21 protein-coding genes, 1 pseudogene and 1 other annotated feature are annotated in these 24,086 nt (G+C 72.0%); of the genes and pseudogenes, 3 read left to right on the top strand and 19 right to left on the bottom strand.

All coding sequences use genetic code 11. The annotated features are described in order from the left end of the window. Window positions 1-30 precede the first annotated feature (30 nt). The 3 genes from NJC10_RS08545 to NJC10_RS08555 form a co-directional block, all read right to left on the bottom strand. Window positions 31-612 carry a hypothetical protein gene (locus NJC10_RS08545; RefSeq protein ID WP_319075929.1) on the bottom strand — a complete coding sequence of 194 codons (582 nt, stop codon included), beginning with the start codon at window positions 610-612 and terminating at the stop codon, window positions 31-33. An 84-nt stretch (window positions 613-696) separates the two neighbouring features. Beyond that, entirely contained in the window at window positions 697-2,037 is a 1,341-nt protein-coding gene (locus NJC10_RS08550; RefSeq protein ID WP_319075930.1) for an MATE family efflux transporter, read from the bottom strand. Further along, on the bottom strand, window positions 2,034-2,891 hold the full coding sequence (locus tag NJC10_RS08555) for a type II CAAX endopeptidase family protein (RefSeq protein ID WP_319075931.1): 858 nt from the start codon (window positions 2,889-2,891) through the stop codon (window positions 2,034-2,036). The genes NJC10_RS08550 and NJC10_RS08555 overlap by 4 nt, the downstream gene beginning before the upstream one ends. Window positions 2,892-3,028: 137 nt before the next feature. On the opposite strand from NJC10_RS08555, the gene NJC10_RS08560 reads away from it, so the two are divergent. Continuing rightward, window positions 3,029-3,442: a VOC family protein gene (locus NJC10_RS08560; RefSeq protein WP_319075933.1), complete on the top strand. Its 414-nt coding sequence runs from the start codon at window positions 3,029-3,031 to the stop codon at window positions 3,440-3,442. A 314-nt stretch (window positions 3,443-3,756) separates the two neighbouring features. Beyond that, window positions 3,757-4,854 carry a hypothetical protein gene (locus NJC10_RS08565; RefSeq protein WP_319075934.1) on the top strand — a complete coding sequence of 366 codons (1,098 nt, stop codon included), beginning with the start codon at window positions 3,757-3,759 and terminating at the stop codon, window positions 4,852-4,854. Window positions 4,855-5,122: 268 nt separating this feature from the next. Here NJC10_RS08565 and NJC10_RS08570 read toward each other — a convergent pair whose 3' ends face one another. From NJC10_RS08570 to NJC10_RS08610, 9 genes and pseudogenes are all read right to left on the bottom strand, one after another. Further along, a complete protein-coding gene (locus tag NJC10_RS08570; RefSeq protein WP_319075935.1) occupies window positions 5,123-6,640 on the bottom strand; it encodes a SulP family inorganic anion transporter in 1,518 nt (505 codons plus the stop codon). 54 nt (window positions 6,641-6,694) lie between these two features. Further along, window positions 6,695-7,789: a permease gene (locus tag NJC10_RS08575; protein WP_319075937.1), complete on the bottom strand. Its 1,095-nt coding sequence runs from the start codon at window positions 7,787-7,789 to the stop codon at window positions 6,695-6,697. A gap of 16 nt (window positions 7,790-7,805) precedes the next feature. Beyond that, window positions 7,806-8,450 carry an ABC transporter ATP-binding protein gene (locus NJC10_RS08580; protein ID WP_158493872.1) on the bottom strand — a complete coding sequence of 215 codons (645 nt, stop codon included), beginning with the start codon at window positions 8,448-8,450 and terminating at the stop codon, window positions 7,806-7,808. Further along, complete coding sequence (locus tag NJC10_RS08585; protein WP_135030878.1) at window positions 8,447-9,502, bottom strand: hypothetical protein; 1,056 nt, start codon at window positions 9,500-9,502, stop codon at window positions 8,447-8,449. Before NJC10_RS08585 ends, NJC10_RS08580 begins: the two co-directional genes overlap by 4 nt. Continuing rightward, window positions 9,499-10,227 carry a hypothetical protein gene (locus NJC10_RS08590; RefSeq protein WP_135030879.1) on the bottom strand — a complete coding sequence of 243 codons (729 nt, stop codon included), beginning with the start codon at window positions 10,225-10,227 and terminating at the stop codon, window positions 9,499-9,501. Before NJC10_RS08590 ends, NJC10_RS08585 begins: the two co-directional genes overlap by 4 nt. Window positions 10,228-10,240: 13 nt before the next feature. Next, entirely contained in the window at window positions 10,241-10,567 is a 327-nt protein-coding gene (locus NJC10_RS08595; protein WP_319075940.1) for a hypothetical protein, read from the bottom strand. 292 nt (window positions 10,568-10,859) lie between these two features. Next, window positions 10,860-12,079 (bottom strand): annotated as a pseudogene (locus NJC10_RS08600) (IS3 family transposase). After that, window positions 11,676-11,807, bottom strand: a sequence feature (AL1L pseudoknot). (Overlaps the previous pseudogene by 132 nt.) Window positions 12,080-12,566: 487 nt before the next feature. Further along, window positions 12,567-14,555, bottom strand: a complete 1,989-nt coding sequence (locus NJC10_RS08605; protein WP_319075941.1) for an ABC transporter ATP-binding protein — start codon at window positions 14,553-14,555, stop codon at window positions 12,567-12,569. Then, window positions 14,552-16,318: an ABC transporter ATP-binding protein gene (locus tag NJC10_RS08610; RefSeq protein ID WP_319075943.1), complete on the bottom strand. Its 1,767-nt coding sequence runs from the start codon at window positions 16,316-16,318 to the stop codon at window positions 14,552-14,554. The genes NJC10_RS08605 and NJC10_RS08610 overlap by 4 nt, the downstream gene beginning before the upstream one ends. 439 nt (window positions 16,319-16,757) lie before the next feature. On the opposite strand from NJC10_RS08610, the gene NJC10_RS08615 reads away from it, so the two are divergent. After that, a complete protein-coding gene (locus NJC10_RS08615; RefSeq protein ID WP_319075945.1) occupies window positions 16,758-17,753 on the top strand; it encodes an acyl-CoA thioesterase in 996 nt (331 codons plus the stop codon). A 131-nt stretch (window positions 17,754-17,884) separates the two neighbouring features. Here NJC10_RS08615 and NJC10_RS08620 read toward each other — a convergent pair whose 3' ends face one another. From NJC10_RS08620 to NJC10_RS08650, 7 genes are all read right to left on the bottom strand, one after another. After that, window positions 17,885-18,076, bottom strand: coding sequence for a hypothetical protein (locus NJC10_RS08620; RefSeq protein WP_319075947.1), 192 nt, complete (start codon window positions 18,074-18,076; stop codon window positions 17,885-17,887). A gap of 133 nt (window positions 18,077-18,209) precedes the next feature. After that, window positions 18,210-18,488 carry a metal-sensitive transcriptional regulator gene (locus NJC10_RS08625; RefSeq protein WP_319075949.1) on the bottom strand — a complete coding sequence of 93 codons (279 nt, stop codon included), beginning with the start codon at window positions 18,486-18,488 and terminating at the stop codon, window positions 18,210-18,212. 111 nt (window positions 18,489-18,599) lie between these two features. After that, window positions 18,600-19,358, bottom strand: a complete 759-nt coding sequence (locus tag NJC10_RS08630) for a sulfite exporter TauE/SafE family protein (RefSeq protein ID WP_319075950.1) — start codon at window positions 19,356-19,358, stop codon at window positions 18,600-18,602. A 3-nt stretch (window positions 19,359-19,361) separates the two neighbouring features. Continuing rightward, complete coding sequence (locus NJC10_RS08635; RefSeq protein WP_319075952.1) at window positions 19,362-20,015, bottom strand: rhodanese-like domain-containing protein; 654 nt, start codon at window positions 20,013-20,015, stop codon at window positions 19,362-19,364. Between the two features lie 52 nt (window positions 20,016-20,067). Further along, window positions 20,068-21,543, bottom strand: a complete 1,476-nt coding sequence (locus NJC10_RS08640) for an MBL fold metallo-hydrolase (protein ID WP_319075954.1) — start codon at window positions 21,541-21,543, stop codon at window positions 20,068-20,070. A gap of 295 nt (window positions 21,544-21,838) precedes the next feature. Then, a complete protein-coding gene (locus tag NJC10_RS08645) occupies window positions 21,839-23,101 on the bottom strand; it encodes a phospholipase D-like domain-containing protein (RefSeq protein WP_319075955.1) in 1,263 nt (420 codons plus the stop codon). 9 nt (window positions 23,102-23,110) lie between these two features. Then, on the bottom strand, window positions 23,111-24,070 hold the full coding sequence (locus NJC10_RS08650; RefSeq protein ID WP_319075957.1) for an acyl-CoA thioesterase: 960 nt from the start codon (window positions 24,068-24,070) through the stop codon (window positions 23,111-23,113). Window positions 24,071-24,086 lie beyond the last annotated feature (16 nt).

The following is a 24,086-nucleotide window of genomic DNA, read 5'->3' on the forward strand; positions in this document are numbered from 1 at the left end:
CCTCAGTCTACGCCGGGTGGCCGAGCCGGCTCAGAGGCCGCGGGCGCTACCGCGATCCCGGCGCACCTCGTGGTGGAAGCCGAGTCCGGAGATGAGCAGGAGGACGCCGATGATGATGGCGCCGCCGCCCACGATGCCGAGCTGGCCGTGGGGGTTGAGCCCCTGAAGGGCGCCGACCGCGAGGCCCAGACCGGATAGCAGGCCCACGGCGCCCGTCCAGAGCTGGTCCCGGGCGGGGATGAACTCCCGGCGGTGCCGGGCCCACGCCACGAGCTCGGCCGCGCCGCCGGCCACGAGTGCGACCGCGACGGTGACGCCGATGGGCGAGGGAGAGCCCAGGAAGAGCATGACGATGGTCCCCAGCATCCACGCCGCGGCGGCGAGGGAGAGCGGGGAGCGCATGGCCACGGGCACGGGTTCGCGGCGCAGATACTCCCACATCGCGGAGCCGGAGAACACCAGGTAGAGCGCGAAGGCCACCTTCATCCAGGTGACGCCGGGGTTCGGCACGAACACGGTGGACAGGCCGAACACGAGCGCGACGGCGGCGCGGACGAGGATCGGCTTGAACACCACGGAGGAGATCTCGAGGGGGGTGGTCACGGCAGGCACCGCATCAGTCTAGGCGCGGTCGTCCCGGGGGCGCGGGGACGGGGCACGGGGAGGGGGCGCGGGCGACCGTGCCGCTGTCGGGGCTCAGCCCGTCCCGAGGCGCATCCACGCGCCGCCCCGGGCGCGCAGGCCCAGGGTGAGCGCGCGCATGCCGAGGTACACGACGCCGAAGCCGACCCACAGCGCCACGACCCGCGTGCCGGCGTCGGGGGCGGAGAGCAGGGGTCCGGAGCGGGCCAGGAGCCACAGCACGGGCGCGTAGACGGCGAGGTTCACCAGCCCCGCGAGCGCGAGGTAGCGCGCGTCCCCGGCGCCGATGAGCACGCCGTCCAGGACGAACACGAACCCGGCGAGCGGCTGCGTGATCGCGAGGACCCAGAGGCCGGCGGTCGCGGCGGCCTGGACCGCGGGGTCGGCGGTGAAGAGGGAGGGCAGCCACGGCGCGACGGCGGCCAGCGCCACGCCGGTGAGCAGGCCGAAGCCCAGCGACCAGCGGACCATGACCGCGGTGAGGCGGCGGGCGGCGTCGGGACGGGAGGCGCCGAGCTCCGCGCCGATGAGGGACTGCGCCGCGATGGCCAGGGCGTCGAGGGCGAACGCGAGCGTGGAGAACAGCGTGAAGACGAGCTGGTGCGCGGCGAGCACGGTCTCCCCCGCGCCGGTGGCCGCGACGACGGTCAGCAGGATCGCGGCGCGCAGGCTGGCGGTGCGCAGCAGCAGCCACGAGCCGACCTGCGCCGTGGCCCGCATGCCGGCCGCCGTCGGGAGCCAGCCGGTGCCGGCCCGCCGGAAGCGGGGCGCGAGCACGGCGAGGTAGGCGGCGAGCATGGCCCACTGGACGATCGAGGTGCCGAGCGCGGAGCCGGCGACGCCCATCCCGGCCCCGTAGACGAGCGCCAGGTTGAGGCCGATGTTCGCGGCGAACCCCACGCCGGCGACGACGAGCGGGGTGAGCGTGTCCTGCAGTCCCCGCAGGATCCCCGTGGCGGCCAGGACCGCCAGGAGCGCGGGCAGTCCGGGCATGGACCAGCGCAGGTAGGCGACGGCGTGGGCCTGCACCTCGCCTGTGGCGCCGAGCGCTCCGGTCAGGGCGGGGGCGGCGGCCCAGCCGAGCACCCCGAGGACCGCGCCGAGCAGGAGGCCGAGCCCGACGCCGTCGCGGCCGCGGGACATGGCCGAGGCGAGGTCCCCCGCCCCGACCAGGCGGGCGACGGCGGGTGTGGTGGCGTAGGCGAGGAAGATGAGCAGCCCGGCGGCGGTGTGCAGGACGGTGGTGCCGATGCCCGCGCCCGCGAGCTGCGTCGTGCCGAGGTGTCCGACGATCGCGGTGTCCGCGAGGAGGAACAGCGGCTCCGCGATGAGCGCGCCGAACGCGGGGACCGCGAGCGCGAGGATGCGGCGGGCGAGGGGGCGGGAATCCCTCATCCGACGAGCGCGGTGAGGAACGGCAGGAACGCGGTGGGCGCCACGGGCTGGGGGACCTCGGGCAGGAGGGGGGCCACGAGGTAGAGCATGGCGATCGCGATGCCGTTGTTGGTCATGTGCAGGAGCACCGCGTACCCGAACGACTTCCCCATGAGGATGTAGGACACCGTGATGGCGACCGCGAGGGTCACGTACGGGATGGTCTCCACGAGGTCGAAGTCCCCGCCCGTGCCGAGGAAGTGCAGCAGCGTGAACGCCAGGATGGACACCACGGCGCACACCCACACGTTCACGTAGCGCGACAGCTTGCCCACCAGGAGGTGGCGGAAGAGGTACTCCTCCACGAGCGGGGCGGCGACCACCGTCATCAGGACCATGAGCAGCGGCGGGGCCTGCGTGGTCATCTCCTCGAGGGCGGCCTGGTTGGCGCTCGTCTGGGCCTGGCCGAGCAGGCTGAGGACCAGCACGTTCACGACGATGCACGCGAACCAGGTGGCCGGCAGCAGCAGGATCTTCCACCACGTGCCCGTGCGGAACACGCGCAGCGAGGTGACGAGCGGGCGCCACGCGACGGCGACCACGAGCAGGACCAGCACGGCGTAGCTGAGCAGGTTCACCCGGAAGGCGTCCAGGACCTGGAAGTCCTCCTGGTTGGCCGGGACGAGGTCCAGCGCGATGGCCGCGAAGAGGCCGAGACCCAGGATCATGAGCACCCCGTAGGCGAGCACCACCGCGAGATCGCCCCAGTGGAAGCGGCCGGGGGTCCAGTCGGGGGTGGTCCGGGCCGCGGGGGCGGGGCGGCCGGGCCAGCCCGAGGGCGGCCAGCCGGCGGGCGGGGCGGGGGGAAGGCTCATGGCGGCCACGCTACCAACGGGGGCGGACGCGGGGACGGATACTCGAGCGGCCACCGGAGCGCACGCAGCCCCGGCCGACGGGGACCGGTGGGCGGCCGGTTGGCGGGGGGCGAGGCGGAGGGTCTACGGTGCACGTCATGGCCCTGTTCTCCCAGCCGGTGTTCATCAACCTCCCCACGACGGACGTGGAGCGCATCCGCGACTTCTGGACGTCCCTCGGCGCGACCGCGATGGACGACTACTCCGACGAGAACTCCGTGTGCATCGAGCTCACGGAGTCCACCTACGCGATGTACCTGAGCCCCGGCTACTACACGGACTTCATCGGCGACCGCGAGATCGCCGACTGCATGACGACCAACGCGGCCCTGATGGCGCTCACCGTGGGCGACGCCGCCGCCGTCGACGCCCTGGCCGACCGCGCGGTGGAGGCCGGCGCCGAGGAGGTCCCGCTCCCCGCGGACCTGCGCGACGAGATGGCCGGCTCCGGCATGCACTCCCGCGAGATCGTGGACCCGGACGGCCACCAGTGGGAGTTCATCACCGCCTGAGCGGGGTGGGTTGCGGGCGGCGGGTTTTGGGCGAACTCTCCCTGCCCACCGCGGGTTTTGGGCGAACATCACGCCCAGAATCGAGTTGGGGGCGTGTCTGCCCGGAGGACTCGCCCAGAAACCGCGGCCAGCCACCCCCGAGCCGCCTCCCCGCTCCCCGTTCACGACGACGACACGCACCGCTCGCCCGCACGTCACCCGGGACGCGGGACGCCGTCACCCACGGCTCCTACCCTGACGCGGCCGACAGCCGTCGGCGCCGTCACCCCGGCCCCGCCCTCCCCGGCGCGGCCACCGGATCCAGGAGCACCCCCATGCGCACTTCGCACCGCACGCTCGCCCTGCTCGCCGCCGTGAGCCTCGCCTCCGGCGCAGCCGCCCCCGCCCAGGCCGCCTCCGACCACGGCACCGGCACCGGCACCGGCAAGCCTGCCCACTCCGCCACCGCCACCGCCAAGCACGCCTTCGAATTCGGCGTCATCGGCGACGTCCCCTACGGCCAGGCCCAGGTCGACCGCTTCCCCGCCATGATCGACGAGCTCTCCTCCCACAGCGACGAGCTCGAGTTCCTCGCCCACGTGGGCGACGTGAAGGCCGGCTCCGCCGTCTGCTCGGACGAGTACTTCCAGATGATCCGCGGCGAGTTCGACCGCCTCACCCTCCCGCTGGTCTTCACCCCCGGCGACAACGACTGGGTGGACTGCCACCGCCCCAACAACGGCGCCTACAACCCGCTCGAGCGCCTCGACACGGTCCGCGAGATCTTCTTCCCCGTCGCCGACCGCACCCTCGGCGTCCCGATGAAGGTGGACTCCCAGGACGAGATCGGACTGCCGGAGAACCAGCGCTTCCGCGAGCAGCGCGTGGAGTTCGTCGCGATCGACGTGCAGGGCTCCCACAACTCCACCGATCCGTGGGCCGGTCTCGGCCTGACCGCCCCCACCCCCGAGCAGCTCGCCGAGGTCGCCCACCGCGACGCCGCGAACATCGCCCAGGTCCGCGAGGCCTTCGACGACGCCCGCCGCACGAACGCCCGCGGCGTCGTGATCTTCACCCAGGCGGACATGTTCGAGCCCCGCCTCGCCGCCGCCGGCATCACCGAGACGGACGTGGCCGCGTTCCGCCCGATCGTCGGCGCCATCGCCGAGCAGGCCCGCGCCTTCGACGGCCCGGTCTACCTGATCAACGGCGACTCCCACCGCTACAACGCCGACGAGCCCCTCGCCGCCGGCTCCCCCTGGGTCGACGCCTACGGCGTGGGCGCCGTCGAGAACCTGCAGCGCGTGACCGTCGAGGGCGACGCCACCTCCAACGAGTGGACCCGCTTCACCGTGGCCCCGAACAGCGCCGGCAAGGGCAAGAACGCCGCACAGGAGCTGCTCACCTGGGAGCGCGTGCCCTACACCTTCTGAGGTGTGACGTACGCGTGAGGCCCTGTCGTCGGAACCACGACGGCGGGGCCTCGCCTCGTCTGCGTCCGCGCCGGCTGTTCTGGGCGATCTTCCCCTTCAGCCCTCAGGATTCTGGACGATCTTCCCCTTCAGCCCTCAGGATTCTGGGCGAACAGCCCGCCCAGAATCGAGTTGTGGGCGTGTCTGTCGGCAAGACACGCCCAAAAACCCGAGCGGGACCGAGCCAGCCCGAGCCGACCCGAGCGGGACCGAGCCAGCCCCCCCCCGCTCACGCCCCGAGGCGGCCCGTCAGCCGGCCGTGCATGTCGGCGCTGGCCTGGTTCAGCCCCCGCACCTTCACCTGCACCCCGTGCCGCGCGTACTTGGTCTGCACCGCGTCGAGGGCCGCCACCGTGGAGGCGTCCCACACGTGGGCCTCGCTCAGGTCCACCACCACCCGCGCGGGGTCGAGCGCGTACTGGAACTGCGAGTACAGGTCGTCCGAGGAGGCGAAGAACAGCGCACCCCGCACGCGGTAGACGGCGGTGCCGCCGTCGTCGTCGAGCTCCCGCTCCACCGTGACGAGCCGCGACACGCGCTGGGCGAACAGCACGAGCGCGGTCAGCACGCCCACGCCCACGCCGACCGCGAGGTTGTGGGTGGCCACGGTCGCGATGACGGTCACGAGCATGACCGCCGTCTCCGAGCGGGGCATGGCCCGCAGCGTGGAGGGGCGCACCGAGTGCCAGTCGAAGGCGGAGGCGGCCACGAAGATCATCACGCCCACGAGCGCGGCCATGGGGATCTGCGCGACGACGTCGCCGAGCACCACCACGAGCAGCAGCAGGAAGACGCCCGCGAGGAACGTGGACAGGCGCGTGCGGGCGCCGTTGGCCTTCACGTTCATCATGGTCTGGCCCACCACGGCGCAGCCGCCCATGCCGCCGAACAGCCCCGAGACCACGTTGGCCACGCCCTGCCCCCAGGACTCGCGGGACTTGTCCGAGGGGGTGTCCGTGATGTCGTCCACGAGCTTGGCGGTGAGCAGGGACTCCAGCAGACCCACGAACGCCACCCCGACGGCGAAGGGCAGGATCGCCTGGAGGGTCTCCCACGTGAGGGGCACGTGCGGGGGCGCGAACACCGGCGGGGCGTCGGGCAGGGCGCCGCGGTCGCCCACGCGGGGCACATCCAGGGCGGCGGCCACGGCCAGCACGGTCACGACGACGATCGCCACGAGTGTGGACGGCACCGCGGTCGTGAGGCGGGGCAGGGCGAGCACCACCGCCAGCGAGAGCGCCGTGAGCGGGTAGACGAGCCACGGCACGCCGATCAGCTCGGGCAGCTGGGACGTGAGCACCAGGATGGCCAGCGCGTTCACGAAGCCGACCATCACCGAGCGCGGCACGAACCGCATGAGCCGGGCCACCCCGAACACGCCCAGCAGGATCTGCAGGGCCCCGCCCAGGATGACGGCGGCGATCAGGTGGTCCACGTCGTGCGAGCGGGAGAGCGGGGCGACGACGAGCGCCACCGCGCCCGTGGCCGCCGAGACCATGGCCGGGCGCCCGCCCACGATCGCGATGGTCACCGCCATCGTGAACGAGGCGAACAGCCCCACGCGCGGGTCCACGCCCGCGATCACCGAGAACGCGATGGCCTCCGGGATGAGCGCCAGCGCCACCACGAGGCCCGCGAGGACCTCGGTGCGCAGCCAGCGCGGGGTGCGGAGCGCGCGCAGGACGGACTGGCGTTCCAGGGGCGTGGGCGCGCGGTCGGGCGCGGCCACGGAGGCGGAGGAGGGCATGCGTCGAGGGTAGCGGCGCGTGGGGTGGGCGCGCGTTGAGGCCACCCGACGGGCTCATGCGGTGCGCATCACACGGACGGGGTCCCGGAACGCGGCGAACGCGGCCGGGAGCAGGCTGGCCGCCACCGCGGTGAGCGCGGCGAGCACGGCCACCCCCGCCACGAAGTCCAGCCCCAGCGCCCCGCCCTGCCCCACGACGAGCCCGTAGCCCGTCCCCGCGCCCACCACCGCCCCGAGCACCGCCGGGGCGGCGGTGCGGACCGCCACGAGCAGCACGAGGTCCGCGCGGCCGATGCCCAGGGTGCGGCGGCGCCCGAGGTCGCGGCGACGGATGAGCACGTCGGCGAGCACCACGATCGCCACGAAGAACGCGCCCGCCCCGAGGATGAGCAGCAGCAGGGACCGGCCCAGTCCGGCCAGCTCCCCGGTGATCGTCTCGTTCCCGGCGGCCAGCGCCCGCGCGGTCTGCACCTGCGAGGAGCGAGGGTCGGGGTCGATCACGGCCAGGGCAGAGTCCTGCATGGCGCGGGTGCCGGCGGTGTCCGGGGCCAGGACACGGACCTGCTGGACCACGAGGGAGGCCGGGACGGCGGGCACGGCGAGCGCGTACCCGTCGAGGTCCTCGAACGGCGTGCGCGCCTCGAACGCGCCCACCACGGCCCACTGGCGTCCGTCTCCGGACTCGAGCGCCCCGGAGGGCTGGGCCAGGCCCAGCTCGGCCAGCTTCGCCTCGGGCACCACCACCTCCCCGGGGCCAGGCAGGCGGCCGCGCGTGAGCTCGACGCCGCGGTCCAGGGTGCCCACCACGTGGGTCACCGCCACGCGCGTCCCGCCCGCACCGATCGCGGCGTTCACCGTGTCCACGGGCATGTCGCGGGCCAGGGCGGCCTCGGCGGCGTCGAGACCGGCGAGGGTGGTGACGGTGGCGCCGGTGAGGAAGCCGGTGCCGCCCGAGTCCGTGACGGTGAGCACGCGCGCCGCGGGCCCGGAGAGCTCCGCGGCGACGGCGGCCTCCGTGGCGGCCTGACGGCCCACCGTGGCGACGGCGGCGAAGCACATGGCGGCCACCACCAGCAGCACGAGAGCGGAGGGCACGGGCGAGGTGCGGGCGGCGGTGAGGGCCTCGCGCAGCAGGGTTCGCAGATTCATGGGCGGGCCTCGAGGGTCATAGCCGCACCACCTCGTCCGCCCGCGCGACGACGGCCGGGTCGTGCGTGGCCACCACCACGGTGCGCCCCTCGGCGGCCGTCTCGGCCAGTGCGTCGAGCACGAGGGAGGCGTTGTCCGGATCCAGGTTGCCCGTGGGCTCATCGGCCAGCACCACCGCGGGAGTGTTCACGAGCGCCCGGCACACCGCCACGCGCTGGGCCTGGCCGCCCGAGACCTGGCCCGGCCGGTGCTCGGCCCGGTGTCCCAGGCCGAAGCGCTCCAGCAGCGCCCGGGCCCGCTCCTCCAGCACCCGACGCTCCAGCCCTGCGTACAGACCGGGCTCCACCACCGAGTCCAGGATGGGCCGGGACGGGTCCAGCTCGGCGTCCTGGAACACGAACCCCACGGACGTGGCCCGCAACCGCGCCCGGCGCCGGTCCGGCAGGGCGGAGGCCTCGACGTCGCCCAGGCGCACCACGCCCGCCGAGGGCGTGAGCATAAGCCCCAGCACGTACAGCAGCGTGGACTTGCCGCGCCCGGACGGGCCGGTGAGCGCGGTGACGGCGCCAGGGGTGAAGCGGTGGGTCAGGCCGTCGAACAGCTCCTCCGCGCCGCGCGTGTACGCGAAGCGCAGGTCCGCCACGGACAGCTCCGCGTTCACGGCGCGCCGTTCAGCACGCGCACGGTCTCCCCGGCGTCCACGCCGTCCACCACGGCCAGGCCGTCCGCGGAGCCGCGGACGGTGACGGTGCGCTCTTCCTCGACGCCGTCCTGCACCACGGTGACCACGACGGCGCCGCCGGGCTGGGTGCGCAGCGCGGACACGGGGACCACGGGCCCGGTGACGGGCGGGACCACGTTGACCTTCGAGAGCAGGGAGGTGGAGGCCTCGGCTGGCAGGGAGTCGCAGTCCGCGCCGCACACCGCGCCGCCGTCGGGGGCGGTCAGGGGGATGCGGATCAGCCCTTGGTCGTCCGCGGTGGACTCGCCGGCCACGGCCTCCCACTCGTGCTCGCCGTGGGGCACGGTCACCGCGGTGCCGGCCGGGATCATGGCGGCCTGGTCCTGGTTGACCTCGATGGCGAACGTGGGCTCGTCGCCGGGGCGGGCGACGATGGTCTCGCCTCCCGCGAGCGCGCCGCCGACGGCCGTTGCCTTCGCGTCCACGCTGAGTGCGGCGGGGAGTGATTCCAGCACCACGAGCTGGCCCAGCTCCACGGTGCCCGCGGCCGGGTAGTCGCGCTCGGTGAGCCAGCCGTTCCAGGCGACAGCGGTGGCCTCGTCCCAGGTGCCGGTGACCTCCACCTTCGCCCCCGTGGCGGCGAGCATTCGCTGGAACGCGGCGACATCGCTGCCGGTGGCGCCCTCGTCGAGCGCCCGCCACTGGGGCAGCTCGCCCTGCACGGCGATCACGGGCTGCTGCGCGACGGCGTACAGCACGTCCCCGGCGGCCACCTCACCGGACTCCCCGGCCCGGGTGACGACGCCGGACAGCGCGTTCACGGCGGCCGGCGCCTGCTCGCGGGCCACGGACACGCCGAGGGTGATGACGCGGCCGAGCTCCTGCTCGGCGACGGTGACGACGGCGTCCTCGGACGGACGCTGATCGGCCTGGGCCGGAGGGGTGAGCGTGGCCCGGCCGGCCCAGAAGGCGAGGGCGGCGACGAGCACGAGCGTGAGGACGAGAGCGGCCCAGCGGGTGACCTTGCTCATTCGGAGTATCCGAAGAGCATCGAGTCCGGGGGCTGAACCGGACAGGCTTCCGAGACCTCGGCGGAGCGCGCGTCCGTGAGGCCCATGATGGAGTCTTGCACGGGCCACCAGCTGATCCGCTCCGGCGTGTTGAAGGCCGCCAGCCATGTTTCCTTCGAGGGCCGCTGGGATGTGTCCACGGTGATGCCATGGTCCTCAAGACACGGGATGGCGTACTGGTCCCAATAGTCGTAGAGCAGGCGCAACTGAGCGTCAGAGAACTCCTGGTCCAGGCTCGGATCGATGGGGAACAGGGCATCGCAGGTCCATGAGACCAGTTTCACGGCCGCCTCCTGCGAGGGCGGCGGAGTGTCATACGTCACCCCCACCATAACCTCGTTGTACGTGGCGGGAACCCCTCGCTCGGTCATGCACTGCGCGGACCATCTCGCCTGCTCTTGCCTGGAGGTGGCCCACCCGCGACGGGTGACGGCCGGGGGGTTGCTGATGCCCAAGAAGGCGGCGTTTCGTGCGAGCTGTGACTCATACCAGCGCTCCCGCTCGTCAGCCTCGGTCATCCGCCGCTCGATCTTCTCGGTGGGCGTCCAGGTCTCGGGATCCCACACCTTCTCTGTAGGGGAACCGGTCGCCGCGGCGCTCGTGGACGGAGCAGTGGTCGCACATCCAGACAGAGTCAGAACAGCGGTCACCGCCGCGGCGGTGACCGCTGCGAACTTCGTCTTCATCTTGGGCTCAACCTCAGTAGGGGTAATAGCAGTAGCCGTAGGTGCCCGACAGCAGAAGCGAGGTCGATGACCCCGTCCAGGTCTGCGTCATGCGGAGTCCGGAATCCCATCCATATTTGTATAGCCCAGGCTTCTTGGTGGTCTTTCCGCCGACGTTGTAATACATCGTGTCCGTATACCGCTGCTGCTCCACCTGCAGGCCGACATACCCGCCTCCGGCACTGCAGTCCTTCCTGCCAGTCTCTGACAACGCTTGCGCTGGCGCCGCTCCAGAGACCGCCAGCGATCCAGCGACAGCCACGCCAGCGCCTACCCTGCTGGCCCACTGCTTCACACCCATGATGTTCCTCCTCCGACCTAAAGCCCCGTGTGAGGTGCGTCACATGCTATGGCGTGGCCCGCTCAGCGTCAAGAGTTTTCTCAGATGCTTCACACACCCACGTTCGACCTTGCACCGGAATGCGCCCCGGCACGGCCGTTCCGCCGCGCGCTCGTAACAAAGGGCGCGGGGTGAGGTGGCCCAGCGGACGGGGCGGTTCATCCGTCGAACCCGTAGAGGACGGAGTCAGAGGGCACCTCGGGGCAGGCCTCCATGATCTCGGCGTTGAAGCGCCCTGGGTTTCGTTCCGAGGTCAAGACGCAACGGGCGCTGAGTCCTGGTCGTGAGTGTAGGCCGCCTCGACCTCCGCGGGGGTGAGGTAGTCCAGGGCCTCGTGGAGGCGGGTGGTGTTCCACCAGTGCACCCACCCCATGGTGGCCAGCTCGACCGCCTCGACGGACTCCCAGATCCGCTTGGCGTGGATGAGATCGGCCTTGTAGAGCCCGTTCACGCTCTCGGCCAGGGCGTTGTCGTAAGAGTCGCCCACGGTGCCCACTGAGGCGCTCACCCCGGCGGTGATGAGCGCATCCGAGCAGGCCAAGCTGGCTACCGCGACCCGAGTGGTGCACCAGGCCCTGGCGGCCACGGCTGGCGCCAGTGCTCAGCAGCGCGTGCTCCAAGGCCAGCAGCGGCAGCCCCACGGTGTGAAGGGTGCCCGAGACAGCCCATCCCACGATGCGCCGGGAGTAGACGTCGGTGATGAACGCGACGTAGCAGAACCCGCCCAGGATCCTGACGTAGGTGATGTCAGCGACCCACAGCTGGTTCGGCCGCTCGGCGGTGAAGCAACGTTCCACGAGATCAGGGCGGGCGTCTGTCTCTCCTGCAGGGCGGGTCGTGATCGGCTTGCGGCCACGGCGGATTCCCTGCAGGCCGGCGGTACGCATGAGACGGGCGACCTGGTCCCGGCCGATCTCCCACCCGGCGCGGGCCATCGCATGGTGCATCTTGCGGACGCCGTAGACGCTGTAGTTCTCCATGTGAATCCGGCGGAGTTCCTCGAGCAGCAGGACGTCTCGCAGGGCCCGCACGGAGGCCGGTCGTGTCTTCGCGGCGCGGTAGCTCACGTCGAGGTGATGAACCCACATTCCGTCGCACGAAGGGTGCGGCAGATGGCCTCGACCCCGAACTGATCGCGGTGTTCGTCGATGAACGCGATCATCTCGTCGTGGGGCGGTCGAGCTCCGCTGCGAAAAAAGCCGAGGCGGCCTTGAGGATCTCGTTCGCCCGCCGCGCCTCGGCCAGCTCGCGCTTGAGGCGCTTGTTCTCCTGCTGGAGATCTTCTCCCGCCGGCACCTGGGCGATCTCGTGGCCGTGGCGTTGGCACCACATCCCCAAGGTCTCTTCGCTGACATCGAGCTGCGGGGCTACCGCCCGGATGGAATGCGAACGAGGCCCTCCTTGCGTGGCTTGGCGTTCCAGGACCATCTTGACCGCGCGCTCACGCAGCTCGGGGCTGAACTTCTTGGGCATGTTCCGATTCTCCTTCGTTGGGATCGGAACGAAACCCAGGGCGCTTCACTCTCCGCTGCACGCGAGGAGGATCCGTGATGCGGAGCGTCTGGGCCCGCCGTTCGAGACCGGAGCGGTAGGCCGCTTCCTTCTCGGCCTCCGCCGTCAGGACCGGTTGAATCGCGACTGGCGGCGTCCACCGAGATGGACTCCATTCCTCCGGCGCTGTCGCGCCTGCGGAGTCAGCGACGTCCTGTCCTGCGGATCCGCCTTCGTTCCCGCACGCGGTGAGAACGACAGTGAGCGCAAGCCCGACTGCCAGACCCCGGCCACGTCTCCCTGTGATGTCAGGCCCGCTCATGACCAGAAGCCCTCGGTCCCATGACGATCCTCCTCAGGATTCCAGCCTGATATGAGCTACGTCACATAGTAGGCGCTACCCCCCACCGCAAGGGATTCTCCTGGCCTCCTCAGGCCGTCCCGATTCCCTTTGCGCTGGCTGCAGCCATCACCGGGCGTCGTCTCGTGAGGCCGCACCGCCGCCGTCGTCCTCCCCGCCCTTGAACTGGCTCATGTAGAGCCGGTGGTAGGCGCCCCTGGCCGCGAGGAGCTCGGCGTGGCTGCCCTGCTCCACGATGTCGCCGTGCTCCATCACGAGGATCACGTCGGCGTCGCGGATGGTGCTGAGGCGGTGGGCGATCACGAAGCTCGTGCGGTCCGAGCGCAGCGCCGCCATCGCCCCCTGGACCAGCACCTCGGTGCGGGTGTCCACGGAGGAGGTCGCCTCGTCCAGGATCAGCAGCGAGGGCTGCGCCAGGAACGCGCGGGCGATCGTGATGAGCTGGCGCTCGCCCGCGGACACGTTGGAGGCGTCCTGCTCGATGACGGTGTCGTAGCCCTCGGGCAGGGTGTGCACGAGGCGGTCCACGAACGTGGCCTTCGCCGCGGCGACGACCTCTTCGTCCGTGGCGTCCTGCCGGCCGTAGCGGATGTTCTCCCGGATGGTCCCGCCGAAGAGCACGGCGTCCTGGAGCACCATTCCCGTGTGGGAGCGCAGCTCCTCCCGGCTCACGGTGCGGGTGTCGACACCGTCCACCAGGATGCGGCCGCCGTCGACCTCGTAGAAGCGCATGAGCAGGTTGACCAGGGTGGTCTTGCCGGCGCCGGTCGGGCCGACGATGGCGACCGTCTGGCCCGGCTCCGCCACCAGGTTGAGGTCCGTGATGAGGGGCTTGGCCTCCGAGTAGGAGAACCGCACGTGCTCGAACTCCACCCGCCCGCGCACCGGCTGCGGCAGGTGCGCGGGGGCCGCGTCGCGGTCCTCCTCGTCCTCGTCCAGCAGCTCGAAGATGCGCTCCGCCGAGGCGACGCCGGAGATGAGCATGTTGGACATGCCCGCCACCTGCCCCAGCGGCTGGTTGAACTCGCGCGAGTACTGGATGAACGCGGTCACGGCGCCCAGGGTCATCTGGCCGCTGGCCACGCGCAGGCCGCCCACGACAGCGATGCCGACGTACCCCAGCCAGTTCACCCACTGCATGATCGGCATGATCATCCCGGAGAAGAACTGCGCCTTGAACGCGGACTCGTAGAGGGCGTCGTTGCGCTCGTCGAAGCGCTCGGCCATGTCCGCCTGGCGGCCGAAGACGGTGACCAGCTCGTGGCCCGTGAAGGACTCCTCGATGTGGCCGTTGAGCTGACCCGTCTCGCGCCACTGCGCGGTGAACAGCGCCTGGGACTTCTTGCCGATCACGCCGACGACGACGCCGGCCACCGGCAGCGCGATGAGCGCGATGAGCGCCAGCTGCCAGGAGAGCCAGAACATCATGCCGACGATGCCGATGATGGTCAGCACCGAGTACACGAGCGTGGCGAACGCCTGCTGCATGGCCTGCTGGACGTTGTCCACGTCGTTGGTGGTGCGGGAGAGCAGGTCACCGCGCTGGCGGGTGTCGAAGTAGCTCAGCGGGAGGCGGTTGATCTTGGCCTCGATCTCCTCGCGGAGGCGGAAGACGATGCGCATGACGATGTCATTGAGCACACGGCCCTGGAGCCACATGAAGGTCTGCGCCACCAGGTACATGCCCAGGACGATGAGGATCAGCCGCCCCAGCTCCGCGAAGTCGATCCCCGCGCCGGGCGTGAACGCCATGCCGGAGAGCATGTCCGCGGCCTGGCCCTGACCCTGCGCGCGCAATCCCTCGATCACCTGCTCGCGGGACACCCCGGCGGGCATGTCCTTCGAGACCACGCCCCCGAAGATCACGTCCATGGCCTGGCCGAGCACGTGGGGCGCCCACACGTTGAACACGACGGCGACCAGCACCATCAGCGCCACGAGCACCACGCCCGCGCGCTCGGCGCCGAAGAGGCCCAGGAGGCGCTTGGCCGAGGGCCAGAACGCCTTCGCCTTGCGGCCGGGGCCGCCGCCCCATTCGTCGGTGGCGCCCGACTCGTGGATGTCGGCGATCTCGGCGTCGGTCAGTTCGGCGCTCATGCCAGCTCCTCCTCGCGGATCTGGGAGTCCACGATCTCCTGATAGGTCCGGTTCGAGGCCAGCAGCTCGGCGTGGGTGCCGCGTCCGACGACGCGCCCCTCGTCCAGCACGATGATCTGGTCCGCGTCGGTGATGGTGGCCACGCGCTGGGCGACCACGATGCGGGTCGTGTCCGCGGCGGCGTCGTCCAGGGCGGCGCGCAGGCGCGCGTCCGTGGTGACGTCGAGCGCGGAGAAGGAGTCGTCGAAGACGAGGACGCGCGGCTTCGCCACGAGCGCGCGCGCGATGGAGAGGCGCTGGCGCTGGCCGCCGGAGACGTCCGTGCCGCCCTGGGAGATGCGCGACTCCAGGCCGGACACCTCGCCCTCCTCGGGGGCGGGCGCCGGGGTGGTGCGGGCCCGCACGAAGTCCGCGGCCTGCGCGGTCTCCAGCGCGGCCCAGATCTCCTCGTCCGTGGCGTCCGGGGCGCCGAAGCGCATGTTCTCCGCGACCGTGCCCGAGAACAGGTACGGCCGCTGCGGGACGAGCGCGACGGCGTCGGTCAGCTCGGCGCGAGCGAGGTCGGTGACGGGGACGCCGTCGACCAGGACCTGCCCGGACGTCGCGTCGTAGAGGCGCGGGACGAGGCTGATGAGCGTGGACTTGCCGGAGCCCGTGGGGCCGATGATCGCCGTCGTGGTGCCGGGGGCGACGGCGAAGCTCACGCCGTCGAGCACGGGGGCCTCGGCGCCAGGGTAGGCGAAGGTGACGTCGCGGAACTCGACCGCGCCGGCGCGGCGCGCCGGGGTCACGGGGTTCGCGGGCTCGACGACGGTCGGGACCGTGTCCAGGACCTCGCCGATGCGGCGGGCGGAGATCACGGCGCGCGGGAGCATCATCATCATGAAGGTGCCCATCATGACCGCCATGAGGATCTGCAACAGGTACTGCATGAAGGCGGTGAGGGAGCCGATCTGCACGAGGTCCTGGTCCACGCGGTGGCCGCCGAACCACAGCACGGCGGCGGTGGCCAGGTGCAGGATCATCGTGATCACGGGGCCGAGCAGCACGAACAGCCGGCCGATGCGCACGGAGGTGTCCGTGAGGACGGCGTTGGCGTCGCTGAACCGCTGCGCCTCGTGGCGCTCGCGCACGAAGGCGCGGACCACGCGGATGCCCATGACCTGCTCGCGCATGACGCCGTTGACGTCGTCGATGTTGTCCTGCATGCGCTGGAAGAGTGGCATGAGGCGGCTGACGATCCACGCCACGATGACGAGCAGCACGGGCACGGAGACCCACACGAGCCAGGAGAGCCCGGCGTCCTCGCGGATGGCCATGACGATGCCGCCGATGGCCATGATCGGCACCGCGACCATGAAGTTCAGGGCCATGAGCGTGAGCATCTGGACCTGGTTGACGTCGTTGGTCCCGCGCGTGATGAGCGTGGCGGCGCCGAAGCGGCCCAGCTCCTCGGCGGAGAACCCGTCCACGCGGGTGTAGACGGCGCGGCGCAGGTCCCGGCCGATGCCCATGGCGGCCTTCGCGCCGAACCACACGGCGGCGATCGCGGCGATCACCTGCACCAGCGCGACGCCGAGCATCCCGAGGCCGAGGTCCCAGATGCGGCCGGTGTCGCCCTTCGCGATGCCCTCGTCGATGATGCGGGCGTTGAGGCTGGGCAGGTAGAGCATGGCCAGCGTGCTGACGAGCTGCAGCACGAGCACAGCGAGGATCGCCCCGAGGTACGGGCGGCCGTGGCGGCGCAGGAGGGTCCAGAGCATGGGGGTCCTAGGGGTGGCTGGTGCGGGGCGGATCGGGGCGGATCGGGTGGCGGCGGCGGCGCGCCTGGTGAGGCCTTGACGAAGGCGCCGCGGTCCGCGCGGCGGGGCGCGTCGTCGGGCCCTGCCGATCCCCATTCTGCACCCGGCCCCGGACGCGCGAGGACGTGCCGCCGTCGTCCGTGCACCACCCCGTTCCTCGCCTCGCGCAGGCTTCGGGACTCACCTCGTCCAGGCCTCGCCGCTCACCTGCGACGACCCGCGCTTCCGGACCGCGACGCACGGTCCGAAGCGGCTGAAAGGCACGGGCGAAGCGCGGGTCGGGGTCCTGCATCCCGTCGGACCGACTCTTGTTCACGGAAACGCCCCCATAGGGCTCGGTCGAGTGAAGAGGAGTCGGTCGGTCGAGATCCCCCGGCCGGGCCCTGCGAGAATCTCGTCCATGACCGAGACCCCTCGCCACGAAGTGACCCTCCGCTTCCTCGCCGCCCCCACCGACCAGGGCCACTCCGGCACCGTCGACGCCGGCCGCGTGCTCGAGTGGGTGGACAAGGCCGCGTTCGCCGCCGCCACCGCCTGGGCGGGGACCTACTGCGTCACCGCGTACGTGGGCAACATCCACTTCCGCGAGCCCGTGACCGTCGGGCAGATGGTGGAGGTCACCGCGAGCGTCCTCTACACCGGGTCCAGCTCGATGCACATCAACACGACGGTGCGCTCCGGCGACCCGAAGACCGGTGAGCTGAGCGAGGCGACGCGGTGCCTCGTGGTGTTCGTCGCCGTCGAGGACGGCAAGCCCGTCAAGGTGCCCGAGTTCGTGCCCCGCAGCCTGGAGCAGGAGCTGGCGCGCGAGTACGCGATCTCCCGCATCGCCGTGCGGGACGAGATCACCGCCGCCATGAAGGAGCAGGTCTACTCCGACGCCGGCACGGCCGAGCGCGTGGTCCTGCGCTTCCTCGCCGCGCCGACGGACGTGAACTGGGGCGGCAAAGTGCACGGCGGCATCGTCATGGAGTGGATCGACACCGCCGCCTACCTCTGCGCGACGCGCTGGGCCGGGCGGGACACCGTGGCGGTGTTCTCCGGCGGCGTGCGCTTCTACCGCCCGCTGCACATCGGCGACCTGGTGGAGGTGGAGGCCCGGCTGATCTACACCGGCAACAAGGGCATGCATGTGGCGGTCCACGTCCGCTCGGGCGATCCCAAGGGCGCCGAGCTCGAGCTCACGACCTACTGCCTCACGGTCATGGTGGCCCGCGACGAACAGGGCGACGCCGTCCCCGTCCCGTCCTGGGAGCCGGTGTCCGAGGAGGACCGGGCCCTGTGGCAGCACGCCCGCGACCTGCTCGAGATCCGCGCGAAGGCCCCGGGCAACCGCCTGCCCGACCACCTGCTGGGCGCGGGCGGGTCCGGCGCAGGGGAGGCAGGCAGCGCGTGACCGGCACAGCTGGCGCGTGACCCATAGTTTCAAGCCGCGACAGGGGTGACGTTGCGGCTCGAAAGTATGGGTCGGTGGAAGGTGAGGCTGTGCCCGGGCCGAGCTGGCCCGGGCACAGCTTCCGGTCGGCGTCAGCGCCGGAAGAGGCGCGCCAGGAAGCCGGGCCCCTGGCCGCCGGCGCGGGCGGCCGCACGCTCGGCGTCGGTGTGACAGCCTCCGCACCACTGGCCGGCGGGCACGGTGGCCTTCACGGAGTCGATGTGCTGGCCGCAGCCGGCCCAGGTGGTCTTGCCGCAGACGTCGCACTTCGCAGGACGGCACATGATGAGGTTCCTCTCGATCGGGGATGTCAGGGGTTCAGCAGTCGGCGAGTTGTATCCGGAGACCGCTATCCAGGCCGGATAACGGTCTCCAGGTACGACTCGGCCGGAAGGCAGGGGCCGGAAGAGGGGGCCGTCAGGCCAGGCTGAGGAAGAGCTTCTCGAGCTCCGCCACGGTCAGCTTCTCCTCGGACTCGGCGGCGCCCTCGGGATCGCTCACGCAGTACTTCATGGCGGAAGAGACGATCGCGAAGCCGGCCCGGTCCAGCGCGGTGGAGACGGCGGAGAGCTGGGTGACCACGTCGCGGCAGCTGCCCTCCCCCTCGACCTCGCGGATGACGGCGTCGAGCTGCCCGCGGGCGCGCTTGAGGCGGTTGAGGATCTTGCGCTGGGTCTCGGCGTCGGCGGAGCGCATGGCGTGTCCTTTCGGGGACGGTCAGAGAACAGGAGAACGGTGAGTCGGGGCTTGGCCAGGCCCACGCAGGTCGGCGGCCAGGATACCCCCGGGGGTGTCTCGGGCGACGTGTCAGGCCACGAGGCCGGCGATCTCCGCCGCCAGCACTCCGACGCCCATCAGGAGCACGAACCAGCCGAAGCCGATCCGCAGGGCCCGGTCCGGCACCCGCTTCCCGAGCGCCACACCGATCAGCGCGCCGAGGACCGCCATGCCCGTCAGGGCCAGCAGCAGCCCCCAGTCCAGGCTCACGCCGGGCAGCTTGCCGGCGAACCCGGCGAGGGTCTGCGCCGCGATCACCATGAGCGAGGTCCCGACGGCGGCGCTCATCGGCAGCCCCGCCAGCAGCACCAGCGCGGGCACGATGAGGAACCCGCCCCCGGCGCCCACGAGGCCGGTGATCAGCCCGACCCCCAGCCCCGTGGCCAGCAGCCGGCCCACCCGGACCTTCCTCTCACCCTCGGGCTCCCCGCCGCCGCGCCGGCCCCGGATCATGCCCCGCGCGGTCAGGAGCATCATCACCGCGAAGCCGATCATCAGGACCGGCCCCGGCAGGAGCGAGCCCAGCGCGCCGCCCAGCACCGCGCCGACCATGCCACCGGCCGCAAAGAGGCCGCCCGTGCGCCATCGCACGGTGCCCCGACGGGCGTGCAGGCCCACGGAGACGAGCGAGGCGATGCCCACCGCGAAGAGCGAGCTCGCGATCGCCGCGTGCGGCTCCAGCCCGGCCACATACGTCAGCAGCGGCACCATGAGGATGGATCCGCCCCCGCCGAGCATGCCCACGAGCATGCCCACGACGAGCGCCAGGGCGATTGCGAGCCCGGTCATCGGTCAGGCCCGCCCGGTGACCGAGGGGACGGCGGTCCCCGGGGCGACGGCGGCGGCACGGCCGGCACCGGAGGCGCCCGATGTCGTCGGGAGGCCGCCCAGGACGTCCGCGGCGGAGCGCTCGACGGCGGGCCGGTTCCACGGCATCTTCGACAGCACCGAGGCCATGGCGCAGGTGTTGGACGCGGCCGACCAGGTGAGGCCCGCGCCAATGGCCGCGGGGATGAGGCCGAAGCGCCGCGAGCCGAGCTGGGACGCGACGGCGCCGGTGAGCGCGATGGTGCCGGCGGTCATGCGCACCTGGCGCTCCATGGCCCAGCCGGAGCCGCGGCGGACGACGTCGCCGCCGGCCTGGGCGTAGGCGCTGATGCCGCCGGAGAGCACGGCGGCTTCCCGGAAGCCGGTCGCGGCGAGGCGCTGCTGGGCGTCAGAGGCGCGGACGCCGGAGGCGCACACGAGCACGACATGCCCGTCGAGGCGCTCGGCGACGTCGCGGGCGTGCTCCTTCAGGGTGTCCAGGGGGACGTTGTAGGAGCCGGCGATGTGCTCGGCCTCGAACTCGCCGGGGGTGCGCACGTCGAGCACGAACACCTCGCCGGCGGCAATGCGCTCGCGCAGGGCCTCGGGGCTCACGGGGGTCAGGGTCGTGACGGTCATGGTGGTCTCCATTCTGGGGCGTGTCAGGTTCAGGCGGGGCAGCGCGGGCGGCTCAGCCGCGGACGCGCTGCTGCCAGGCGTTGTACGAGCCCTCGAGCTCGACGACGCGGAAGCCGTCGCGGCGCAGCGCCTGGGCGGCGACGACGTTGCGCAGCCCCGACTGGCAGAACGTCACGAGCGTGGCGTCCTTCGGCAGCTCGTCCTCGTGGAAGGCGACCTTGCCGGCGGAGAGCTGGGCGGCCCCCGCGTCGTCACCGTCCGCGCCCGCGCTGACCGGGATGGTGCCGGCGGCGTGCTCGGAGCGGTTGCGGACGTCGAGCAGGGCGAGGCCGTCCTGGCCGGGCGCGGCACCGGGGGCCGCGGCGACGACGTCGCCGGCGGCGATCCTGCGCTCGAGCTCCTCCGCCGTAATGGTGGCCGGGGCCTCGAGGTCGAAGCCCTCCAGGCTGGTGACGAAGGCGTCCGCGGTGTCCACCCCGACGCGGATCAGGTGGTCGCGGATCCGGCCGGCGTCGTCGGCGTCGTCCGCCAGCAGGATGATGGCGACGCCGGCGTTCTGCTCGGCCTCGGGGTCGAAGGCCCAGCCGCCGTGGGTGGCGGCCTTGTCCTTGGCCGGGAGGGCGAGGGAGCCGGGCACGGTGCCGGCGTGGATCTGGTCGACCGGGCGCGTGTCGGCGAGGACGTCCCCGTCCGCGACGCGGGCCGCGGCCGCCTCGCCGCTGAGCTCCGTGAGCGGGGCGAGCTCGCCGAGGACGGCCGGGCCCTGCTTGTTCTGGCGCTTCATGCGGGCGAAGTAGGCGTGGGCGTCCGGCTGGCCGTCGAGCAGCTCGTCGACGAAGCCCTGCTCGTCGTCCTTCTCGACGTAGGGCGCCCACCAGGCGTAGGCGCGCTCGTAGCCCACCGTCGTCGAGGGCAGCGCGCCGAGCGCCTTGCCGCAGGCGGAGCCGGCGCCGTGGCCGGGGAAGACCTGGACATGGTCCGGCAGGCCCACGAACTTCGCTTTCAACGAGGCGAAGAGCTGCTTCGCGCCGAGGAAGCGGGTGTCCTGTCCGCCGGCGGCCTCGTCCAGGAGGTCGGGGCGGCCGAGGTCGCCGGAGAAGACGAAGTCGCCGGTGAGGTAGTAGCCGGGGCCGTCCGCGAACGCGCCGTCCTGCACGAGGTAGCTCAGGTGCTCGGGGGTGTGCCCCGGGGTGTGCTGGGCGGTGACGGTGATGTTGCCCAGGCGGATCTCGTCGCCGTCGCGGAGGAGGTTCCCCTCGAACCCGTAGGTCCAGTCCTCGCCGCCCTCGCAGGAGAGGTGGATCTGGGCGCCGGTGCGCGCGGCCAGCTCCCGGGTGCCGGAGAGGAAGTCGGCGTGGATGTGGGTCTCGGTCACGTGCGTGATGGTCATGCCGTGGTGCGCGGCGAAGTCCAGGTAGACCTGCACGTCGCGGCGGGGGTCCACCACCATGGCCTCCTTCTTCGCCTGGCAGCCGATCACGTAGCTGGCCTGGGCCAGGTCCTCGTCGTAGATGCGCTCGAGCAGCATGGGGTCCTCCTGGGATCGGGGCTGGGGCGACGACGGCGCGATACCCCCTGGGGTATAGCGGAGATCAGCGTAGGACATACCCCTGGGGGTATGCAAGCAGGAGGGCGCCCCACAGCGCGAGGGACTCGCAGCGGTCGAAACGGAGGGGTCGCGCAGGGGGGCGGGGGCGCCGGGCTGGGGTGGGAAGGACTGCGACGGAGAGCCGGCGGCCGACGCCCCGGGTCGGTGCCCCGGATGCTCGGCGCCTCAGTGCCTCAGTGCCTCAGACGTTCGGCGCCCCGGAGGCCCTGCCCCGTCAGAGCAGCGGGCGCAGCGGCACGAGCAGGGTCTCCACCACGCGGGCGATGCCGTGGCGGTCCTCCCAGCGCGGCGAGGTGACCACGTCGCAGTGGGCGGCGTCGGCGCGGAAGATCTCCTCCATGCGGGCGGCGAACTCGGCACCCACCACGGAGAGGTTCGTCTCGTAGTTGTAGCCCAGGGAGAGGCGGTCGATGTTGGCGGTGCCCACGGTGCCCCACTCACCGTCCACGGTGGCGGTCTTGGCGTGGATCATGCTCGCCCTGTAGAGCAGGACCGTGATGCCGGCCTCGAGCATCTCGGCGTAGAACCCGCGAGAGACCCAGTCGGCCACCACGTGGTTGGAGTCCTTGGGCAGCATGACCTGCACGTCCACCCCCCGGCGTGCGGCGTCCTTGAGCGCCTCGAGGATCTGCTGGTCCGGGATGAAGTACGGGGTGTTGATGTAGATGTGGTCCCGCGCCCGCTCGATCGCCTCGAGGTACACGCGGCGGACCGGGTAGACCAGCTGGATCGGCAGGTTGGAGGCCACGGTGACGGCCTGGTTCCAGGAGTCCGGCGTGTGCCACTCCATGCGCTCCTCGGGCGCGTGGCCCGCGTTCCACACGGTGGCGATCGAGTGGTCCAGCCCCCAGACCGCCGGCCCCACCTGGCGCACGTGCGTGTCCCGCCAGTGGTGGGCGTAGTCGTCGCCGATGTTGTAGCCGCCCACGAACCCCACCTCGTGGTCCACCACGAGGATCTTGGAGTGGTTGAAGCCGGTGTGCCGCACGATCCCCCGCCAGTACGGGCGGGTGAAGGCCGGCATCCGGTACACCTGCACGGCGGGATGGAACTGCCGGTAGAACCGGGGGCTCACCACGAGGTTGGCGAAGCCGTCGTAGGAGATCCACACCCGCACGCCGCGCTCGGCCGCCCGGTTGACCGCGTCCATGAACCGCTGGCCGGTCTCGTCGCCCTTCCAGATGTACGTCTCGAGCTTGACGGACTCGCGGGCGTCGTCGATCGCGGCGATCATCGCCTCGAAGAGCTCCTCGCCGGAGGTGAAGATGCTCACGGAGGACTCCCCGGCCTCGACGTGGAACGTGCCCGGCCGCTGGGCGGGACGCTGCTTTCGTCCGCGGCGCTTGACGAGGTCGATCCCGGTGAGCGCGACCGCGGTCACGGCGGGGAGGACGACGAGGGCGGCGGCCCCGGCGGTGAGGCCGCGGACCACGAGCCGGCGGAGGGCGGGGCGTCCGGGGACGGGGATCTCGTTCATCCGCGCATTCTACGGACGGGCGTACGTCCAGGCCGCCCCCATCTCGGAGCGCAGGCGCACGAGCTCGACCGCGGACTCCTCGAGCCGCCGGGCGGCCTCGCTCACGGGCACGTAGCGCCGCACGACGCCGGCGCGGCCCTCGTCCGAGACGTCCACCATCACCGAGATCGAGTGGGCCACGAGCCGGGGGCGCCGGCTCGTGCGACGCCCGGCGTACACGCGCAGAGCCACGTGCATGGAGCGGTCCGTGGTGTGCACCAGGAGGGCGTCCACCCGCACGAGGTCGCCGACCCGCACGTTGCGCACGAACCGCACGCCGCCGGCGAACACGGCCACCACGTTCTCGTGGCCCGTCCAGCGTGCCGCACACACGCCCGCGGCCTCGTCCACCCAGCGCATGACCGCGCCGGCGTTCACGGTGCCGCCCACGGTGGCCTCGGACGTGGGGGCGAGGAAGGAGAGAGTGGTCATCTCCTCGAGGTCCGCGGCGGAGGCGGGGAAGGGCAGCTCGGCCATCCCCCGCTCCACCTCGCGCCGGGCCACGGTGGAGCGCCGGGCCTGCTCGTCGCGCTCGACCTGGTTCGGGGTGGCGGGGACCCACTGGGGGACGGTGAGGCGGGCGCCGCCCTCCTCGGCCGAGTACACCGCGATGGAGGAGGTGCAGACCGTGGGGTCGCCGGCGGCGTCGGGGATCTCCGGCAGCATCAGGCGCGTCTGCACGTGCACGTCGGAGCCGTCCGTGTGCACGACGCGCGCCTGCACCGTGGCCTGCGTGTCCACGGGCACGGCGTGGCGGAACTGCATGTTCCCCATGTAGCGGGCGCGCACGAAGGAGCCGGACCAGCTCGCGGCGACGGCATAGCAGACCTTGTCGATCCAGGAGATCGCGGTGCCGGCGTCCACGATCCCGGAGGGATGGTCGAAGCTGTCCGCCCGGAAGTCGAGGGACAGGGCTCCGATGTGCTTCATGTCACCGAACGTATCA

This window comes from Micrococcus sp. M4NT, from assembly GCF_033790745.1.
Taxonomy (GTDB): domain Bacteria; phylum Actinomycetota; class Actinomycetes; order Actinomycetales; family Micrococcaceae; genus Micrococcus.

Excerpts from the sequence above, each read along its gene's own strand:
- NJC10_RS08550 (WP_319075930.1), bottom strand. The coding sequence starts at position 2,037 with ATGAGGGATTCCCGCCCCCTCGCCCGCCGCATCCTCGCGCTCGCGGTC.
- NJC10_RS08555 (WP_319075931.1), bottom strand. The coding sequence starts at position 2,891 with ATGAGCCTTCCCCCCGCCCCGCCCGCCGGCTGGCCGCCCTCGGGCTGG.
- NJC10_RS08560 (WP_319075933.1), top strand. The coding sequence starts at position 3,029 with ATGGCCCTGTTCTCCCAGCCGGTGTTCATCAACCTCCCCACGACGGAC.
- NJC10_RS08565 (WP_319075934.1), top strand. The coding sequence starts at position 3,757 with ATGCGCACTTCGCACCGCACGCTCGCCCTGCTCGCCGCCGTGAGCCTC.
- NJC10_RS08570 (WP_319075935.1), bottom strand. The coding sequence starts at position 6,640 with ATGCCCTCCTCCGCCTCCGTGGCCGCGCCCGACCGCGCGCCCACGCCC.
- NJC10_RS08575 (WP_319075937.1), bottom strand. The coding sequence starts at position 7,789 with ATGAATCTGCGAACCCTGCTGCGCGAGGCCCTCACCGCCGCCCGCACC.
- NJC10_RS08585 (WP_135030878.1), bottom strand. The coding sequence starts at position 9,502 with ATGAGCAAGGTCACCCGCTGGGCCGCTCTCGTCCTCACGCTCGTGCTC.
- NJC10_RS08590 (WP_135030879.1), bottom strand. The coding sequence starts at position 10,227 with ATGAAGACGAAGTTCGCAGCGGTCACCGCCGCGGCGGTGACCGCTGTT.
- NJC10_RS08595 (WP_319075940.1), bottom strand. The coding sequence starts at position 10,567 with ATGGGTGTGAAGCAGTGGGCCAGCAGGGTAGGCGCTGGCGTGGCTGTC.
- NJC10_RS08605 (WP_319075941.1), bottom strand. The coding sequence starts at position 14,555 with ATGAGCGCCGAACTGACCGACGCCGAGATCGCCGACATCCACGAGTCG.
- NJC10_RS08610 (WP_319075943.1), bottom strand. The coding sequence starts at position 16,318 with ATGCTCTGGACCCTCCTGCGCCGCCACGGCCGCCCGTACCTCGGGGCG.
- NJC10_RS08615 (WP_319075945.1), top strand. The coding sequence starts at position 16,758 with ATGACCGAGACCCCTCGCCACGAAGTGACCCTCCGCTTCCTCGCCGCC.
- NJC10_RS08620 (WP_319075947.1), bottom strand. The coding sequence starts at position 18,076 with ATGTGCCGTCCTGCGAAGTGCGACGTCTGCGGCAAGACCACCTGGGCC.
- NJC10_RS08625 (WP_319075949.1), bottom strand. The coding sequence starts at position 18,488 with ATGCGCTCCGCCGACGCCGAGACCCAGCGCAAGATCCTCAACCGCCTC.
- NJC10_RS08630 (WP_319075950.1), bottom strand. The coding sequence starts at position 19,358 with ATGACCGGGCTCGCAATCGCCCTGGCGCTCGTCGTGGGCATGCTCGTG.
- NJC10_RS08635 (WP_319075952.1), bottom strand. The coding sequence starts at position 20,015 with ATGACCGTCACGACCCTGACCCCCGTGAGCCCCGAGGCCCTGCGCGAG.
- NJC10_RS08640 (WP_319075954.1), bottom strand. The coding sequence starts at position 21,543 with ATGCTGCTCGAGCGCATCTACGACGAGGACCTGGCCCAGGCCAGCTAC.
- NJC10_RS08645 (WP_319075955.1), bottom strand. The coding sequence starts at position 23,101 with ATGAACGAGATCCCCGTCCCCGGACGCCCCGCCCTCCGCCGGCTCGTG.
- NJC10_RS08650 (WP_319075957.1), bottom strand. The coding sequence starts at position 24,070 with ATGAAGCACATCGGAGCCCTGTCCCTCGACTTCCGGGCGGACAGCTTC.